The following is a 17,636-nucleotide window of genomic DNA, read 5'->3' as shown; positions in this document are numbered from 1 at the left end:
CGGGTTTTCCAGTCCACACTATTATGAAATTATCTTAACTTTCCGAACCGTTCTTTTCCACACCACCCCCACAACTGTTTTACCACTATTTATGATATGGTTCATTCCTATTGATTTTAAATCCCCGATACACTTGCTCCAACAATATTAACCGCATAAGCTGGTGTGGGAACGTCATTTTTGAGAAGGATATCGCCATGTCGCTTCGTTGTTGGACTGCTTCACTGATACCAAGAGAGCCGCCTATTACAAAAGCAACCTTACTCTTTCCATATGTTGCAAGCTTATCCAGCTTGCTAGCAAGTTGTTCAGAACTAAGCATTTTCCCTTGAATCTCCAAGGTGATCACATAGGTATCAGAACGAATGTGAGACAGGATTCTCTCCCCTTCTTTTAATTTTACGTTATGCATTTCCGCCTCACTTAAGTTTTCCGGAGCCTTTTCATCCGCTACTTCTTTAATCTCTACTTTCGCATAGGGTGTTAATCGCTTTAGATATTCCTGTATCCCCTGTTTTAAATATTTTTCCTTCAATTTCCCTACCGATACAATAGTTATTTTCATATTCCATTCCTTTCCCACATAATCCAACAATTATTTTACCAAACGACTTATAATAGATAAATTAAAGCTACCCAGCTCTACCTAGCCAAAGTACGTTAGAATCTATCCCCGATCAGAAGTGACTCTATGTTACAATTAACTGATAAATTAAAACATTATAATAATATGGAGGGATCCTAATTGGCTAATACGTATTGTCCGATTTGTGGAGAGGTAAATAAATGCATGAGTCGAGGTAAGGGGAATAACAACTGCTGGTGTGACACGCAGAAATTCCCTAGAGAAATATTTGAATTAGTTCCTGAAGATAGTAAAAGAAAACACTGTATCTGTCTAAAGTGCTTAAATAAATATATAGAAGTACAGAAATGATAGACTCCTTACTGGCCTACTATTAAAAAGGGGGGCAATTCGGATAATGAAACTAGAGAACTGTCCCCCTCAGTTTCTACTTTACGATCTGTACCTTCTTAATGGTCCGACCATCAATCTCCAGTATTTTAAAAGTCAAATTATCCCGTTCGATAACCTTATCCTCTTCTGGAAAATCTGTAACTTCCTTTAATAGGTACCCAGCCAGTACGTCCTCTTCCTCAGGAATGTCTGTATGGAAAATGGTATTCAAGCGGTGTAAGGTGATTTTACCATCACAGATAATTTCTGTTTCTGTTAACTTTTCAACTAAGGTATCACTCTCAAGGTCCATTTCATCCACAATTTCTAGCCCAATCATGGATTCAATCACATCCTCATGTGTGAGGATTCCTTCTGTACCACCATATTCATCCAAGACAATAGCCATATGCTTTTTCTCTTTGGTCATTTTTAAAAAAACCCACTCCACGGAATGAAACTCATAGACAAGCAACGGATCAATGTCACTAAATGCTTTTAAGGGCTTATCAGGTTCCAATGACCATTGTATCAAGTACTTGGAATGGAAAACCCCTACAATATTATCAATATCCTCTCTATAAATCGGATATCTGGTAAAAGGATTCTGTATCACAACTTCCCTAACTTCCTCAAAGGTTGCGGTGTTGGGAAGTGCTACAAGGTCGACACGTGGGGTCTTTAGAACATCCTTTACATTTAAATTTTGGAAGTCTAAAACCCCTTTGATACGTGATGATTCGTCTTTTCTAAAGGTTCCCTCCGAATCAGCAATATCAATCATTGTCCGAAATTCTTCCTTAGAAATTGATACATCCGTCTCTTCACCTTTTGATAGTGTCCTCGTAATAAATCCTGTTAGACCATTCAGAATAACAGTGACTGGCTTAAAAATGATTACAAAAAAGCGAATAACCGGATAAACAATAGTAGAAATGCGATTAGGAAATGCTGCTGATACAGATTTTGGAATGACTTCAGCAAAAATAATAATAACAATGGTCAATATTGCAGAAGCAAGTCCCACATTAAAGCCATATTGAATGGCCAATGTGGTCACTAAGGTTGGTAATAAGATATTGGCAATATTATTACCAATAAGAATAGTGGTAATAAATTCACTTGGTCTTGACACTAAATTTAATATTTTCTCAGACCTTTTATCCCCATTATTTGCTTTGGTCTGAAGTCTCATTTTATTCGTAGCTGTCAGTGCCGTTTCACTTCCTGAAAAGAAAAATGAAACAAATATTAAAAAAATGATCGCGATGATCACGAGCTGGTTTCCTCCTTATATCAATCAAAATAACGAAATGAGTAAGAAATTTAGTAGGAATTACCGTGTAAAAAATAGTATTCCAAAGAACGGATATATTAAACAAAAGGGTGGCTTTTTCATCAAAAAGCCACCCTCAATCCCTTCTTTAAATTATGCCAAATTATTTAAGAATAGTCGTATCACATCCGCACCGCCTATAAGCGTTCCTATTGAGGAACCTACATTAGCTAGTACAACTACTAATAAAACTCGGGTTACTTTATTTCTCCAAAATCCTTTGACTGTATATATGTCCTCGGCCAAACTTTCAAAGTCCCTTACCTTTGGCTTACTAATATAAGCCTGAACAATCCCTGCGAACCATCCGGCAGCTAACAAAGGATTAAGAGAAGTAATCGGTGCTGCAATAAAGGCAGTTATTATTGCCAAAGGATGTCCCAATGCCATCAGCGTTCCTAACGCTGAAAAAGAGCCATTCCATATTACCCAACTAATCGTCTGCTGCCAGCCGGCTGCAGGATTGGTGATAAAGGTATAAGCAATCATAGCAAGGATGAGAATAGGAATGGACCAACCAATAATCTTTGGTGCCTTTGACTTTGGAGGGCGACTTGAAAGCCTATTTAAATCATGATCCTTTTTAATCACATTTGTAATACCCGGTACGTGGGCTGCACCTAAAACAGCAACAACCTTTTCTCCTGGGGCATGTTTAATTTTCTGTGAAAGATATTGGTCCCTTTCATCAATAAGTGGCTTCTTTAACTTTGGGAAATGCTCCGTAAATTCCTGTAGCATGGCATTTATTGTATCCTGCTGCTTCATTTTTTCTAATTCTTCTTCTGAGATTTCCTCTTTACTGAAAATACTTGCAATGATTTGTGTAAGAAGTATGGATTTTCCTTTTAATCCTAAGTTCCCCCATATTCTTGAAAAGGTGATTTGGATATTACGGTCAGCAAGAACTAATTCAGCCCCTACATCCCTAGCTGACTCTATCCCTTGAATCATTTCCTGTCCCGCATTAATTCCAAACTGCTTGGCCATCCGCTTTTGGAAGGAGGAGATAGCAAGATTCATAAGCAGTAGCGTAGCCTTTTTCCCCTTTATCACCTCAAATATATCCATATCCTTCCATTTATTTCCCTCTTGAATGGATTGAAATCTCTGCTCGTCCAATTCAATACAAACGGAATCAGGATTCTCTCTTTCAATTACTTCTTTAACCTGCTCTGCACTATGCTTCGATACATGTGCTGTCCCAATAAGAATTAATTCTTTATTGTTGATATGTAACCGAGTAATATTATCTTCCTTCATTTGGTACCTTCCTTTTAATATATAAAAACTTTTACAATATAATATCATTTTAAACTAGATTCATGGAAATTAATATTATTACCTTCCAAATAAGAAAAAAAGAGAACCCCTTGAGAAGCTCTCTTTATTGAAAGAATATCTAAACTCTATTCGTTTATTATTTGAACTCATGTGACGCGAGAATTTTAATGATAGTGTCTTGTAATTCATCCATCGAACCACTGATGTAGTTATTATTTAATATAGAAAAGATTAACTTCTCTCCATCCACTGTTCTTATATATCCGGATAACGTATCCACCCCATTTAATGAACCAGTTTTTGCTTTGACATTTCCCTTTACTGGCTCTTCTGTCATACGATTCCGTAATGTTCCACCTACCATTCGTTCAGAAACACCGGCAACAGGTAAAGACTTCTCAAATGTGTGAAACCAAGGTTTATCTTGAATTTCATAGAGTAATTTGGTTAACTCACTTGCTGGAATGTAGTTTTTATGGGACATACCAGATCCGTCTCGTAATTGAATGGTTTCAGGTAAAACACCTAGATTTGTCACCACATTCTTTATCACTTTAAGCCCATTGTCCCAACTTCCTTCCCCATGAATTACTTTTCCCATTTCTTTTGTTAATATCTCTCCATGCCCATTATTACTTAGCTTCATAAAAGGAATGAGAAGCTCTTGAAGTGGCATTGATTGTTTGGATGCTAATATCGTTGCATCCCGAGGTACAACAGCCGATTCCATGGTAGAATTTCCAATAAACGTAATACCGTTCTCTTCTAAAACTCCTTGAAATATATGGAGTGCATAGAATGTCGGCTCCCAAATGGCTACCCAGGATTTTGACTTTTTACCATCTATAGGCATGACACCCTCTACAACAATCTCATTCGTACCATGCTCTCTCTCAATAGAGACTTTTTTTCTTTCTTCCTTATTTCCGGTACTGGTTTTGTTATGTATGGTTACATAATTCGTTTCAGGTATGATATTCACTTTCGCCTTACTATTTACTTTTTCCCCAGGTACTACTTCTATGATTACGGTACCTGCATCATATTCTCTATCCGGTGAAAGAGTTAAAGCAGATACCTGTGCACCTGTATAAAAGGGCTCATCTGACCAATTAAGGTCCTGTGACAGTCGTACGTCATCATACCATGTATCATCACCTATTAACTTTCCTTTTATTTTCCGAATACCTTGGCTTCTTAATTGTTTCGCAAATACTTGTAAATCCTCTATTATTAACGTAGGGTCACCTTTTCCTCTCATGTACAAATTGCCATGTAATGTTCCATCTATCACCTTACCGTCTGTTAAAACTTCTGTCGTAAATCGATAATCTAATCCTAGCGTTTCCAATGCAGCGCTAGCAGTTAATATCTTCATGTTTGATGCTGGATGCAAACGAATGTCCCCATTGTGAGAAAATACTTCTTCACCGTTATTCGCCTTTCGGATACTAATACCAGTTATAGAACCATCAAGCCGTTCATCTTCTAAAATCTGATTCAACTTTTCGTCTAGTGGTAAAGAGTCGTCTAGTTCTTTTGTTAAATCTTTAGATGCTGTAACAAATAGTCCATCTTTTTGATTTAGAAATAATAAAGTTACGATAATCATCATAAACAGGGAATAAAATATCGCTTTTATCCATTTCCTATAAATCATTCCGTTCCACACCCTTATTGTAATTATTCCTTTATATCGGCCAAACCTTACTATGCTTTCCATTTTCCCTGTATTTTATTTCCTGAAAATAAATAATCCTGCCATCCTTTTTTATAGAGTATGGCAGGAATAACTTCACCGATCTGTTTCTTCAAAGTTGATAGAGATTACTTCCTCTGATTCAGTTACAAATTCAATATCGATAAACACTCCAAATTCTCTCTGCCCCTCTCTTAACCAAAGTTTAAATTTCTCTATGGAATGATCACCCTTTGTTTCTCTTCCTATATGAAGATAGTCAATAATTTGCGCATTGGAGTATTTAGCTTTCGTTTCCTTCATCGCTAATCGCCCCCATTTAGCATAGGAGGGGATTGGCTTTTCTTGTGCATGAAGTAGAGGTGGATGGGGAATCGTATAGTACGTGGCATTAAATAACATGAAAACCATCATGATACCTACTATCTTTTTCATTATGCAAACCTCCTTTCTATTAGATTTTGTTAATCCATTCAGAACTATTCAAACACCGGCCATTAAATAATGCTCCGTACTATTTACATAGGAAATATTCCGTCATTTCCCAGGTAATATCGACAATTTCCCAGGAAATTTCCCATTCACTATGTCGAACTATGATTAACTAATTGTTCCATTTTGTCATAAAAACAATCATTCTATAATGTATATTCGTAGCGGGAATTCCGCCCCAACTATATATATTAATATCCAAAGCAATAATCATAAAAATCAAAAAGGGTAGCATGCAAAATGCATAAACTACCCTTAAACACTCAATATCCTTTTCTCAACCTAAGCTCATATTTATTAATTAGATATGTTAAAATCCCACAAATGACCCAATATACAATTGCCGCAGCCGCAAATGCTTCTAAATATCTGAAACTAAGTGCTCCCAATATTTTGGCTTGACCAAAGATATCTACTACAGAAACTAAAAATGCTAAAGACAAAGCTTTAATAATAACCAAATAGGCATTCATAATATCTGGCAATGCTTCAACAAGTGCTTGTGGTACAATGACTCTCCTTAATATTTGAAAGAAACTGTAGCCTAAAGATTGCGCCGCTTCTATTTGCCCATGGTGGACAGATAAGAAGGATCCCCTAATAATTTCCGATTGGAATACAGAAAAACTAATGGAAAATGCTACAATTACTGTAATAACCGGGGATAAATTATTCGGGTCAAAGTCAATGCCAATCAATGATAATATAAAGCTAGCCATTTCAGGTAAGGCATAATAGGCTATGAGCAATAAAACAACATTAGGTGTTCCTCTTAAAAAAGATTTTAACAAGAAGAACAGCTGTGAAAATATTGGAATTCTATATTGCTGAATTAAAGCAATGCACCCTCCAATTAATAAAGATAACAATAAAATAATTAATGCTAAAAATAATGTTTTGGGAACGACCGTTAAAATGCTAAAAAAGTCCTCTATAAAAACACGTATGTCAAACAATTTCTTGTCGCCCCCTAATTTTTAAATCCACTGTCTAAATGAAGTTTTTTCGTTCTGTTCTCAAAAAATTTAATAATACCCTCAGAAATTAAACAAATCATCCAATAAATGATTGCTATAGTTAAGTAAACCTCAATTTGATTTGTCCCAAGATTATTTGAAATGATAATGTTTGCTAGTCCCATAATGTCTATAATACCAATAGTAAAAACGAGGGAAGTGTCATGAATTAAATAAATAATGGCATTCCCTATTCCTGGCAATGCAATTGGTGTTACTTGTGGAATGATTATCCTAGTAAGCTTTTTAAAAGGAGTGAATCCGAAACTATCTGCGGCTTCATGCTGTCCTTTGTCAATGGCTAAATAGGCAGGTCTCAACACCTCTGATAAATAGGCTCCATTATAAACAATTAGCGTAATGATGGAAGCTAATACAGCACTTAAGTTACTCATATTGATGCCAACTGCACTTAGGAGTACCGGTAAACCATAATAAACCAAAAATAATTGAAGCAAAATAGGTGTACTTCTTGTAAAAGATATATAGACATCCATTAATGGGCTGAGATATTTCACTTTTTGTATTTTTATGGTTGTAACAATAACGCTTAATAGAAGTCCCAAAACAGCTGATACAACAATAATCATCAGTGTAATAGGGATAACGCTTAAAAATTGCGGAAGTATCTCAAGCATAAATGCGATATCCATTTTCGTAATCCTTTCTCATTTAACTATATCTATTATTACAATAGTAAAAACTACTCATATTGAAATACATCTTCACCATAATACTCTAGAGATAATTCGGACAGTACGCCCTCATCTTTTAAATCCTTTAATACTGTGCTAATCTCTTCACTTAACTGTTTATTTTCCTCGGCGTTATGAATAAGGAAATAAGTCTTGTTAATTTCAACTGGATCAGATGTATAAATATTTAAGTTTTCCTTTTCAATAATCTCAGCCTGACCAAGGTTAGAAGGAAGAACTAAAGCATCATATTTTCCTGATTCCACTTCCTTTAATCTCGCTGCTACGGAAAGACCTTGATCAGATGGCTTAAATTCTAATTGGTTTTCCGGATTTTCCTCATTATACTGTACCAACAAATTAAAGACCCCTCCTGTAGGGTTTGGTGGAAGAATGCTTTTTCCAACTAAATCCTCAAGCGAATTCACTTCTTTACTTGCTTCATTCAAATAAATCTTCATTAAGCTGGAACCATTGCTCTCAGAAGGAATAAGGTATTTTTCCTCACGCTCATCTGTTTTAAATAGCCCTTGTGCAATCATGTCATATTTACCAGTATCAAGACCAAGCTCAGCAGCACTATCACCAACACCTACGAGCTCAAACTTGTAATCTTCTAATCTCTCATCAACCCTCTTTAGAATTTCAACTTCATATCCTGTAAGTTCACCATTCTCATCTGTATAACTAAGCGGTTTTGCTGCAGGAGGAACAGCAACATCAATGGTTCGAACACCAGATTCCGAAGAATTCCCCTCACTTGATGTAGACTCACTACCACAGGCAGCTAAAAATAAGGTAAAACTAAATATTATAAGTATTAAAAAGTATTTTTTCATCGTTTTTAACTCCTTCCTCTCCTTCGTATTTCTTACCTCTTTACAAATTCCTTTGTTCTTTCCATGGTAGAATTAGTGAAAATTTGCGCAGGTGGACCTTCTTCTACTATTCTACCTTTATCCATAAAAGCTACTTTTGTTGAAATCTTCTGCGCAAAAGACATCTCATGCGTTACCAGAACAATCGTCATTCCGGATTTTGCAACATGCTCAATAACCTTTAACACCTCACCAACTAATTCAGGATCGAGTGCAGATGTCGGTTCATCAAAAAGTATGACCTCTGGTTCCACAGCTAGTGCCCTTGCAATACTAACCCTTTGTTGCTGTCCTCCAGAAAGCTCAGAGGGATACGAATTTATTTTATCCTGTAAACCAACTTTCTCTAATTCTTCTATACCCTTTTCATAAGCTTCCTTCTTTGATTTCTTTTGAACAACCATTTGTGCTTCCATTACATTTTCAACAACCGTTTTATTTTTAAAGAGGTTATACTGCTGGAAAACCATCGCAGTCTTCCTCCGAAGATTAAGAACATCTTTCTTCCGTATTGATTGATAATTCAAATGAATATCAGCTAACGATATTTCTCCCTTACTTGGTTTCTCCAGATAGTTGATGCATCTTAATAAAGTGGTCTTTCCTGTCCCACTTGGTCCGATTAAGCTAACAACATCTCCCTTGTTAACGGTTAAATCAATACCCTTTAAAACCTCATTGCCATTAAACGATACATGTAAATCTTTTAAAGTTAGCATTTCAAACTCTCTCCTATTGATGACAAATTGGCACATTCCCAAATTTTAAGATTTTTATATTAATCTATATCTTAAATGTATAATCCCCAGCTGTCAACTATGATTAGTTGGCTTTTAATACATATGTATTGAAATTTTCCTATAATGGTGAAATAATAAAAATATAAAACGCACTAATTTCCTGGGAATAAATTGATTAAAGAACAGACGATGGAGGAATACAATGAATTTACTAGATTTAAACACCATGAAAGAACGAATAGATCTTTTATCTAAAACGGTAAAGCCCTTTTCTAAACGTGCACCAGAACATGATAAAAACTTAACGTTTCCCTTTGAAAATTTTAAGGACTTAACAGAGATTGGTTATCCTTCTGTAACCATTCCGAAAGAATACGGAGGGCTCGGAATCTCTTTATATGAAATGCTACGTTATCAGGAAATAATTGGAGAGGCTGATGGCTCAACAGCACTTTCCATTGGATGGCATATGGGGCTAATGAAACATCTGGGAGAAAATAAAATATGGAAAGAGGAGACTTATACCGCCGTCGCTCAAGATGTTATTCAAACAGGGGCATTGTTGAATAATGCGGCAACAGAACCTGCTACAGGAAGTCCTACTCGTGGAGGTAAACCAGAAACCTTTGCAGTTGAGGATGGAAATGGCTGGCTTATTAATGGAAGGAAGACATTTACAACACTTTCTCCTATCCTCAGTTATTTTGTTGTAACTGCCTCCATTGATGGTACGGATGATGTGGGGTATTTCCTAATTAAACGGGACAGAGAAGGAGTCAAGGTTGAAGAAACGTGGGATTCCATCGCTATGCGTGGAACAGGCAGTCATGACCTTGTATTAGAAAATGTACGCGTTAATAAAAATGATTTGGTGGAAAAAGTAATACCTGGTAAGAAGAAGCCGGCCGGTTGGTTATTGCATATTCCAGCATGCTACCTAGGAATTGCCCAAGCCGCGCAAAAATCTGCCATTCATTTTGCAACTAGTTATTCTCCTAATAGTATTCAGGGGACCATTTCCGACCTACCAAATGTTAAACAAAAACTTGGAGAAATGGAGCTCGCTATTCTAGAATCCAAATCTTTACTATACTCTGTAGCAAAGAAATGGGATGAAAGTGATGAGGAAGTCCGACAAACCATGGGCCCTGAGCTTGGGGCTGCAAAATTGTCTGTTGTCAATAAAGCCGTAAATATTGTGGACTTAGCAATGCGTGTTGTCGGTGCACGTAGCCTATCCATTAAAAGCGATTTACAACGCTACTATCGTGATGTTCGTGCTGGACTCCACAATCCACCTATGGACGATATGACAATTATGAAGTTAGCTGATAAATCGATTGCTGATCAAAATAAATGATGTTTTCATATATTTTATTGTTTGATTAGCAGTTGAAGGTCATATTGTGCGTAGACAACCATCCTATAGAAAACAACCAAAATAACCCGTAGAACGAATGAAAAAATCACTCCGTTCTGCGGGTTATTTTCCTTATAAGTCGAAAGATTTTAGATTTCCCCATTTGCTTGTCAATGTTGTCCCAACATCTGCATAAGGTGATAATAACTACATTTTTGGGAGGGGATTTGGTAAATGCCATTGACTAAGTGGGTGCCCTATGCAATCGGCTATGTATTTATTATTTCTGGTATTGCTAAGTTAGTAATAAATGATTTTAAGGTTATATTTATGAACCTTGGATTGCCTTATCCAGAACTTTTGTTATTTTTAATAGCTGTTATCGAAATCGCTTGCGGAACACTCATCGCAGCAAGAATGAATCTAAACAAAGCTATCCCTCCACTGGTCATCATTATGGTTGGAGCTATATTCTTAGTAAAACTTCCGATTCTTACAAGCGATGGATTTTTATCCTTTGCATTTGAAATAAGGCTAGATATCGTCATGCTCATTCTCTTATTAGCATTATGGAAACATCGATAAACCTTGAGATATTCTAAAATGCTCAGAAAAAAATTTCAAGTGCGTTTTCCCAATCCGTATCATCCTATTTATACACAATCTAAACTTTTACCGTCAATAACATCTTACAAATTTCAACATCTTTCGTCTTTCTATTGTTGATAAATAGTTAATAACAGGCAAATTAACCCACAAAATCAAAAGTTATCCACATAGTTATTAACATATGCACAAGTGTTCGTAGCTATTTTGTTGGCGAACATTCTTTCTATACCATATATTGTGATTTATCTACAATCTTATCAACACCCTGTGCATAACCTATGTGGATAACCTTTTTTAGAACAAAAGTGCCCATTAGATACCCCCTAGTCACTGGGAGGTAGAGCTAAATGTAGCTTTAGTTGAATCTTATACCCCCTATCACTAAAAAAGCTATCTTCTCAACTTTGAAGATAGCTTTTCACCATATTATTGTGAACCTAATGTTAAGGTTACCTCACGAAGTTCCCCATTTCGATAAAAGGAAATGTTGACTTCTTCTCCAATTTCTTTTTCCTGATATAGAATCTTACGTAATTCAATCATATTTTTTACTGGCTTATCATCCAGCGAAATAATAACATCAAGTTTTTCTAAACCAGCTTGGTCAGCTGGCGAAAAAGGTTCGACACTCCAAACATAAACTCCTCCATCCACTTCTCTAGGAAGATTTAATGTATTGTCCCATTCCGCATGTGGTACTTCATCAAGCGAATAAATTTCTACACCTAGATATGGACGTATCATTTCACCCTTTTCTTCTAATTCTGCTATAACAGGCATAGCAAAATCAATTGGTATAGATAAACCAATTCCCTCTACAGCTTCTTGATTGACCTTCATGGAATTAATTCCGATAAGCTGACCTTTAATATTAATTAGCGCACCGCCACTATTCCCTGGATTAATCGCAGCATCCGTCTGGATAACCTCAGCCTGCCAATCTGCCCTTCCATCTTGATCAAAATCCTGTGGTATTGTCCGCTCCGTACCACTAATTACTCCCTGTGTAATTGTACTTGAGAATATATGACCAAGCGGATTACCAATTGCTACTGCAGGCTCCCCAGCTTTAACATTAGCAGATGACCCTATCTCAATGACTTTTTCAACGTTAGAAGCATCCATTTTAAGCACTGCTAAATCCGTAAAAATATCGCTTCCCACAATCTCTGCTGGAATAGCTGTTTCATTATATAGAATAACCTCTACTTCATCAGCGCCTTCAATAACATGATGATTGGTAACTACATAGGCTTTCCCATTTTCAACCTTATAAATAACACCAGATCCTGTACCAGCTTCCATACTTTCCTGTTGCTGCCAATAGTCCTCGTGCTTCATAAGATTTGTCACTCCTACTACTGCAGGAGTAACTTCTTCCACAACTTCCGTAATTTGCGTAGATACATCCACATTTACTGAAGTATTAATGATTTTACCAGTATTTCCACTGGATCCATTATTCATATCAAGCGCTTGATTAGAACTTCCATCATCTGCCTGCATAAAGCTTGGTATCACTTCTGCAACTAATAATATACCAAGAGTTGCTCCAATTAACATTGGCCATAACCAACGGAATTTGCGGTGCTTTTTCCGATGTGGATTTGGCGGATAACCTTGATTATAATAACCCATTTCTTTCCCCTCATTTAATTAAGATTTCTACTATCGTAGTATTCCTAATAAATGGGGAATTACTCTTATAAACATTAACTCACTTCATATAATGCTGTTGGCTCTTCTGGATCTGTATCATGCAATTCTATTTCTATCCCTCGTTCACTGAGAACGTTTTGAACAGACATTCGGGCTAAATCCTTCATATTATTATCTAAACTTAGATGGGCTAGATAAATACGTTTGGTCCGATTACTTACTATATCCGCTAATGCAAGTCCACTATCTTCATTGGATACATGACCAGAGTCACCTAAAATACGTCTTTTAACACTCCATGGATAACGTCCCATACGAAGCATTTCCACATCGTGGTTTGCTTCAAAAATATAAGCATCTGCATCTTCTACTGTTTTCTTAATACGTTCTGATACATAACCAAGGTCTGTAACAAGGGCTACTTTTTTTCCATCGTGACGGAAAGTATAAAACATCGGTTCCGCTGCATCGTGTGAAACACCAAATGATTCAATGTCCATATCTGCAAATGTCATTACTTCTTCCATATTGAATAGGAATTTTTGATCGATGCTGAGCTTTCCAATGGAGCCTTCCATCGCCTTCCATGTTTTTTCGTTTGCATAAATTGGCAAATTATACTTACGTGCAAAAATTCCTAATCCCTTTATATGGTCACTATGCTCGTGAGTTACAAGAATCCCTGTGAGTTGTGATGGATCAATCTGAACCTTATGAAACAAATTTGTTAACTTTTTACCACTCATTCCTGCGTCAACTAAGAACTTTTCCTGTTCAGATTCGATATAAAATGCATTTCCCGTACTTCCTGATGCTAATACACTAAAACGTAAGGTCATTCATTTTCACTCCGATTTCCCAATTGTTGCTTCTGTTTGAGAACCTTTATAAACGATTCTAGTTTCTTCTCTTTTTCATCATCTAACGACTGAATCTTCAACATTGTATCTTGGATAACGGAACTTAAAAATGATTTATCTATACTTGAGAACACAAATCCTTCAATAGCATTTACAAAATAATTTCGCTTTCCGTTTACCACAATGTTCCAGGTAGGTGCAAAGATTTGCTCTCCCTCTTCGATTAGCCTAGAGTAATAACCAATATCAACTTCTGTAACATTTTCATTAGGTATGAGTTCATTGGTATTGTACAAGATCTCAATTGCCTGTATGGGCTGATATAACGAGTTCACACCTGAACCCTGTTGCTTAGCCTCTCCAAGCAATGTTTGTGTATAATGTGTTATCTCATCTTCTTCATTGAGAAAAGCCAACAGTACACCTGGTCCATTTCTATTATAATATACAGGGCGGCCATCTATCTGCTGAAGAAATATTAAAATATTTAAATCCTCATTCCACTCCCAAAAGGTAAATTGCTCTGGAAACGTTACAACACTTTTTACCCTTCTATTCACTTCTTCTTCTAGCATATCCTTGGATAGGGAAATGGGCTGATCTAGCTGGGAAACAATCAATTTGTTATCAATAATTGTAATTTCCTGATTATCCTTATTTTCTAATTGTTCTACTTCCTGATCTGTAAATGTTTTTTGAGTAGCTAGAATATATGTTTCATCACTAATTTCCATATTCAAATCAGGCTCTATAGAAATATTCTCTACAGCTAACCGTTCCTCAATGGATGATTCTTGGCTATTTATCATTCCATAATCTCCATTTTTTTGCTTATCAATTAATTGAACCAGCAAATAAATATTTAGAATGAGGAAACTAAGGATAAATAGTGTCTTAATATGTCCCCATTGCATCCTTTAGTTCCCTCCTTGTAAACTAGAGTCCTCATCAAGAGGATCAATATCCATCCAGACCCCATTGTAATTTATAAACCAACTCGGCTCAAAAACAATATTATATCGGTCATTACCTTGATAATTTAAACGATAACCAATTTGGATATCCTTTATATTCTCAAGATTATAATTAGGATGTTCTTTTAAATATTGAATAACCTCATCACTTGATGCTAACTCAACACTAATCTCATTTAAAAATAAGTCTATACGGAAAAGCGGCCGAATATATTCAACCAGGCGCTTGCCCCACCTTTGCTCAATGACAGCTAGACGATCATCAAATACCGGATATCCATTATAATACATCTGATACGTAATTTCACTTTGATCCACTTTAATATTCATCAAATTATATTCGTCTGTCCATCCTCGGTAACTGTTAATATCAGAAATACTTAGATTTAGTAAATCCTCTTCAAATAACAAATTACTGTTATTATCTACTACAGGATTGGCAAATTCCAATAACATACCATTTTGCGTCACACGCATTTGACTACTGTCAGTAAAATAAGTTACTCCACGAGAAGATGAACTAGATTGCCTTACAATAGATGGATCAGAAAAAAGAATATCGACTAAATGATTTGGATTAATAAAACTTACTGCTCTTGTTTGTCTAGGCATCGTTATGTTCCCTTTTGGAATATAAATCTTAGAAGCCCCTTCCTTAAATACAGTGAACTCTTGCAAGTCCTGTTCTTCTATAAAGGAATCTACAAACTCAAGCTCCCGTTGTCCCGTTATCACAGCATTAGCCTTATCTCTACCATCAATAGAGACAAATTCAACAAGAATCTGCTCCATTTCCGGTTCCAAAGTAAAATAAACGCGTTGGAAAGACCAACTTGGCAACTCCAAATTTGCCGACTTCATCATAAACATACTATCCAAAAGCTCCATCGGTAATGTCGTTGGAAAGATCATCTCAAAATCATATTGCCTATTTGTAACATCCTGCGTTTTCGCTGTTTCAAACCTACTTAAGGACCATCTTTGTATTTCTTGATAGAATTCGGTTCTTTGCTCCGGGTCACTAAAACCGTAATCCTTTACACCCTGATGGAAAATAATCTGAGTAGGTTCTATTAGTGAAGCAATGGATTCCTCCGATCCATTAAGACTATCATCTTCTGGTCTTTCTTCATTAAGGGCACTATAATTTGGCTGATAATTCCACATACCGAATGTTAAAAACAGACTTATAACAATTAATACAATTAAAATAACTGTTTTTACAGTTTCTAATTTCATCGGTTGTCCCTCCGCTTCTTACTCATCAGCGGGAGTGTAAAGTATACGGTAGTCCCTTTTCCTTCTTTGCTTGTTGCCCATATTTTCCCATGATGGGCTTCGACAAGTTCTTTCGTAATGGCTAAACCTAATCCGGTTCCACCTAGTTTCCTTGTTCTAGCTTTGTCGGCACGATAGAAACGTTCAAATACCTTTTCTAGCTTATCATAGGCAATTCCTATACCATCATCCTTCACGCTAACTAAAAGATAATGGCGTTTATTTTCAACCTTTAAGCAAATCTCTCCGCCTTCAGGAGAATATTTAATCGCATTGGATATGATGTTATCTAGAACTTGTGTAATCTTATCCTTATCTATCCAAACATGGTAATTACCCTTTGGTAATTCTCGTTTAAAGACAAGCTTTTCAGGAATATTCATTTCTAATCGATCGATAACTTGATGAAAGAAACTGATAAATTCAATTTGTTCTTTATGGATTGGGTATTCATCCGCATCCAATTTCGATAATTGTAACAGGTCATTAACCATACGAATCATGCGGTCTGTTTCATTTTGCGCAACATTTAAGAATCTAGGTGCAATTTCTTTATCCTGCCATGCCCCATCTGTAAGTGCCTCTATATAGCTCTTCATAGTTGTTAATGGTGTTCTTAATTCATGCGACACATTGGATACAAATTCCCTGCGTTCTTGTTCCACTTTTTCCTGTTCCGTTACATCACTAATAACCGCTATGAATCCAGTTACCTGCTCCTCATCGTCTAGTACGGTTGAAAAATTAGCCCGAATAAGGAAAGGCTCATCATCATCACTAAAGTCAATAATCATGGTACCGGTATCTTGTAATTCCGTAATATCAACAATTCTCTCCTCTAACTGTAATACGTCAATTAGGCACTCACCAATAAGTTCATCCGGATTTTGGCCAATCAGACGACCTGCAGCATCATTCATTAACGTGATGATTCCAGTATTATCAATGGATATAACACCATCAGACATATTGGATAAGACAGAGCTTAACTTACGCCTTTCTTCCTCTATCGTTGCATAAGAATGCTTTAATTTACTATTTAAATCATTAAAAGTTTCTGCTAACTGACCAATTTCATCAGGCCCATAAACATTTACCTTTTGGGTGAAATCTCCTCTAGCCATTGTCTGTGCCTGTCTGCGCATTTGCATAATCGGCTTCGTTATCGTACGAGCCACCAAAATTCCCAAAAAGGCAGAGACACTAATGGCCAAAATAGACCCTTGAACAAAAATTTCATTGATTTTATTTAATTGATCATAAACACTTTGGATTAATGCCTTAACATAGATAATCCCAATAACTGTATTGCTATTATCATAAAGTGGTACTGCTTGGACATAGATTCGCTCACCAGATGCTTTATCCCATAATATATCCTGCTTTAATGTATTAAAAAAAAGCGCATCTTCAATGATGTCATCTGTTGTTTTTTTCCCTATGTCTCTTTCGTATGCTGGATCATTTGTTGCAAGTATCCGTCCCTGATTATTCACTACTTGAATACTAGTTACCGCTGTATCAATATTTATCTCGTCTACAATTTGCTGAACTTCCTGTTGTAATGTCAGACCTTCTACGTCTTCACTCCGATCACGGTTAAAAGCCTGTTCTAAATTATAGCTAAGAAGCTCCATACGATCATTAATAGAACGTGTGAAGCTTTCTAAAAGGTCATCCTCCAATTCTTTCATAAAAAAGGTTCCAATCACTTGCATGGCTAATAAAATTAACAAAATATAAATGATAATAAACTTTAATTGTATCGAACGAAAAAAATCAACCTTTTTCATTAAAA

17 protein-coding genes are annotated in these 17,636 nt (G+C 36.2%); 3 read left to right on the top strand and 14 right to left on the bottom strand.

Annotated features, from left to right (window positions below):
* Positions 1 to 85 precede the first annotated feature (85 nt).
* Complete coding sequence (gene rlmH, locus CAO17_RS17400) at positions 86 to 565, bottom strand: 23S rRNA (pseudouridine(1915)-N(3))-methyltransferase RlmH (RefSeq protein WP_085994546.1); 480 nt, start codon at positions 563 to 565, stop codon at positions 86 to 88.
* A 180-nt stretch (positions 566 to 745) separates the two neighbouring features.
* Between rlmH and CAO17_RS17395 the strand changes: the two genes are divergently transcribed.
* Positions 746 to 937, top strand: a complete 192-nt coding sequence (locus CAO17_RS17395) for a cysteine-rich CWC family protein (protein ID WP_085993837.1) — start codon at positions 746 to 748, stop codon at positions 935 to 937.
* Positions 938 to 1,013: 76 nt separating this feature from the next.
* Here CAO17_RS17395 and CAO17_RS17390 read toward each other — a convergent pair whose 3' ends face one another.
* From CAO17_RS17390 to CAO17_RS17355, 8 genes are all read right to left on the bottom strand, one after another.
* Complete coding sequence (locus CAO17_RS17390) at positions 1,014 to 2,234, bottom strand: hemolysin family protein (protein WP_085993836.1); 1,221 nt, start codon at positions 2,232 to 2,234, stop codon at positions 1,014 to 1,016.
* Positions 2,235 to 2,387: 153 nt separating this feature from the next.
* The gene (locus CAO17_RS17385; protein ID WP_085993835.1) at positions 2,388 to 3,557 is read right to left on the bottom strand and encodes a TraB/GumN family protein; all 1,170 of its coding nucleotides are present in this window, start codon (positions 3,555 to 3,557) and stop codon (positions 2,388 to 2,390) included.
* A gap of 157 nt (positions 3,558 to 3,714) precedes the next feature.
* A complete protein-coding gene (dacB, locus tag CAO17_RS17380) occupies positions 3,715 to 5,190 on the bottom strand; it encodes a D-alanyl-D-alanine carboxypeptidase/D-alanyl-D-alanine endopeptidase (RefSeq protein WP_245831864.1) in 1,476 nt (491 codons plus the stop codon).
* Between the two features lie 183 nt (positions 5,191 to 5,373).
* The gene (locus CAO17_RS17375) at positions 5,374 to 5,712 is read right to left on the bottom strand and encodes a YqzG/YhdC family protein (protein WP_085993833.1); all 339 of its coding nucleotides are present in this window, start codon (positions 5,710 to 5,712) and stop codon (positions 5,374 to 5,376) included.
* 320 nt (positions 5,713 to 6,032) lie between these two features.
* Positions 6,033 to 6,725: an amino acid ABC transporter permease gene (locus tag CAO17_RS17370; protein WP_085993832.1), complete on the bottom strand. Its 693-nt coding sequence runs from the start codon at positions 6,723 to 6,725 to the stop codon at positions 6,033 to 6,035.
* 14 nt (positions 6,726 to 6,739) lie between these two features.
* On the bottom strand, positions 6,740 to 7,423 hold the full coding sequence (locus CAO17_RS17365; protein ID WP_245831863.1) for an amino acid ABC transporter permease: 684 nt from the start codon (positions 7,421 to 7,423) through the stop codon (positions 6,740 to 6,742).
* A 65-nt stretch (positions 7,424 to 7,488) separates the two neighbouring features.
* Entirely contained in the window at positions 7,489 to 8,319 is an 831-nt protein-coding gene (locus CAO17_RS17360) for a transporter substrate-binding domain-containing protein (protein WP_085993830.1), read from the bottom strand.
* 32 nt (positions 8,320 to 8,351) lie between these two features.
* Positions 8,352 to 9,077, bottom strand: coding sequence for an amino acid ABC transporter ATP-binding protein (locus CAO17_RS17355; RefSeq protein WP_085993829.1), 726 nt, complete (start codon positions 9,075 to 9,077; stop codon positions 8,352 to 8,354).
* Positions 9,078 to 9,300: 223 nt separating this feature from the next.
* On the opposite strand from CAO17_RS17355, the gene CAO17_RS17350 reads away from it, so the two are divergent.
* Positions 9,301 to 10,458 carry an acyl-CoA dehydrogenase family protein gene (locus CAO17_RS17350; RefSeq protein WP_085993828.1) on the top strand — a complete coding sequence of 386 codons (1,158 nt, stop codon included), beginning with the start codon at positions 9,301 to 9,303 and terminating at the stop codon, positions 10,456 to 10,458.
* Positions 10,459 to 10,692: 234 nt separating this feature from the next.
* Complete coding sequence (locus CAO17_RS17345) at positions 10,693 to 11,043, top strand: DoxX family protein (protein ID WP_085993827.1); 351 nt, start codon at positions 10,693 to 10,695, stop codon at positions 11,041 to 11,043.
* 450 nt (positions 11,044 to 11,493) lie between these two features.
* Here CAO17_RS17345 and CAO17_RS17340 read toward each other — a convergent pair whose 3' ends face one another.
* The 5 genes from CAO17_RS17340 to walK all read right to left on the bottom strand — a co-directional run bounded on the left by CAO17_RS17340 (position 11,494) and on the right by walK (position 17,631).
* Complete coding sequence (locus CAO17_RS17340; RefSeq protein ID WP_085993826.1) at positions 11,494 to 12,705, bottom strand: S1C family serine protease; 1,212 nt, start codon at positions 12,703 to 12,705, stop codon at positions 11,494 to 11,496.
* Positions 12,706 to 12,779: 74 nt separating this feature from the next.
* Entirely contained in the window at positions 12,780 to 13,565 is a 786-nt protein-coding gene (locus CAO17_RS17335; protein ID WP_085993825.1) for an MBL fold metallo-hydrolase, read from the bottom strand.
* Positions 13,562 to 14,500: a two-component system regulatory protein YycI gene (locus CAO17_RS17330; RefSeq protein WP_085993824.1), complete on the bottom strand. Its 939-nt coding sequence runs from the start codon at positions 14,498 to 14,500 to the stop codon at positions 13,562 to 13,564. The genes CAO17_RS17335 and CAO17_RS17330 overlap by 4 nt, the downstream gene beginning before the upstream one ends.
* Before the next feature lie 3 nt (positions 14,501 to 14,503).
* Positions 14,504 to 15,799 carry a YycH family regulatory protein gene (locus tag CAO17_RS17325; RefSeq protein WP_085993823.1) on the bottom strand — a complete coding sequence of 432 codons (1,296 nt, stop codon included), beginning with the start codon at positions 15,797 to 15,799 and terminating at the stop codon, positions 14,504 to 14,506.
* The gene (gene walK / locus CAO17_RS17320; protein WP_085993822.1) at positions 15,796 to 17,631 is read right to left on the bottom strand and encodes a cell wall metabolism sensor histidine kinase WalK; all 1,836 of its coding nucleotides are present in this window, start codon (positions 17,629 to 17,631) and stop codon (positions 15,796 to 15,798) included. The genes CAO17_RS17325 and walK overlap by 4 nt, the downstream gene beginning before the upstream one ends.
* Positions 17,632 to 17,636 lie beyond the last annotated feature (5 nt).

Source organism: Oceanobacillus senegalensis (assembly GCF_900176885.1).
GTDB lineage: Bacteria > Bacillota > Bacilli > Bacillales > Amphibacillaceae > Oceanobacillus > Oceanobacillus senegalensis.
This window is presented reverse-complemented; position numbering and strand designations above follow the sequence as displayed.

Excerpts from the sequence above, each read along its gene's own strand:
- rlmH (WP_085994546.1), bottom strand. The coding sequence starts at position 565 with ATGAAAATAACTATTGTATCGGTAGGGAAATTGAAGGAAAAATATTTA.
- CAO17_RS17385 (WP_085993835.1), bottom strand. The coding sequence starts at position 3,557 with ATGAAGGAAGATAATATTACTCGGTTACATATCAACAATAAAGAATTA.
- dacB (WP_245831864.1), bottom strand. The coding sequence starts at position 5,190 with ATGATTATCGTAACTTTATTATTTCTAAATCAAAAAGATGGACTATTT.
- CAO17_RS17375 (WP_085993833.1), bottom strand. The coding sequence starts at position 5,712 with ATGAAAAAGATAGTAGGTATCATGATGGTTTTCATGTTATTTAATGCC.
- CAO17_RS17365 (WP_245831863.1), bottom strand. The coding sequence starts at position 7,423 with ATGCTTGAGATACTTCCGCAATTTTTAAGCGTTATCCCTATTACACTG.
- CAO17_RS17360 (WP_085993830.1), bottom strand. The coding sequence starts at position 8,319 with ATGAAAAAATACTTTTTAATACTTATAATATTTAGTTTTACCTTATTT.
- CAO17_RS17355 (WP_085993829.1), bottom strand. The coding sequence starts at position 9,077 with ATGCTAACTTTAAAAGATTTACATGTATCGTTTAATGGCAATGAGGTT.
- CAO17_RS17350 (WP_085993828.1), top strand. The coding sequence starts at position 9,301 with ATGAATTTACTAGATTTAAACACCATGAAAGAACGAATAGATCTTTTA.
- CAO17_RS17345 (WP_085993827.1), top strand. The coding sequence starts at position 10,693 with ATGCCATTGACTAAGTGGGTGCCCTATGCAATCGGCTATGTATTTATT.
- CAO17_RS17340 (WP_085993826.1), bottom strand. The coding sequence starts at position 12,705 with ATGGGTTATTATAATCAAGGTTATCCGCCAAATCCACATCGGAAAAAG.
- CAO17_RS17335 (WP_085993825.1), bottom strand. The coding sequence starts at position 13,565 with ATGACCTTACGTTTTAGTGTATTAGCATCAGGAAGTACGGGAAATGCA.
- CAO17_RS17330 (WP_085993824.1), bottom strand. The coding sequence starts at position 14,500 with ATGCAATGGGGACATATTAAGACACTATTTATCCTTAGTTTCCTCATT.
- CAO17_RS17325 (WP_085993823.1), bottom strand. The coding sequence starts at position 15,799 with ATGAAATTAGAAACTGTAAAAACAGTTATTTTAATTGTATTAATTGTT.
- walK (WP_085993822.1), bottom strand. The coding sequence starts at position 17,631 with ATGAAAAAGGTTGATTTTTTTCGTTCGATACAATTAAAGTTTATTATC.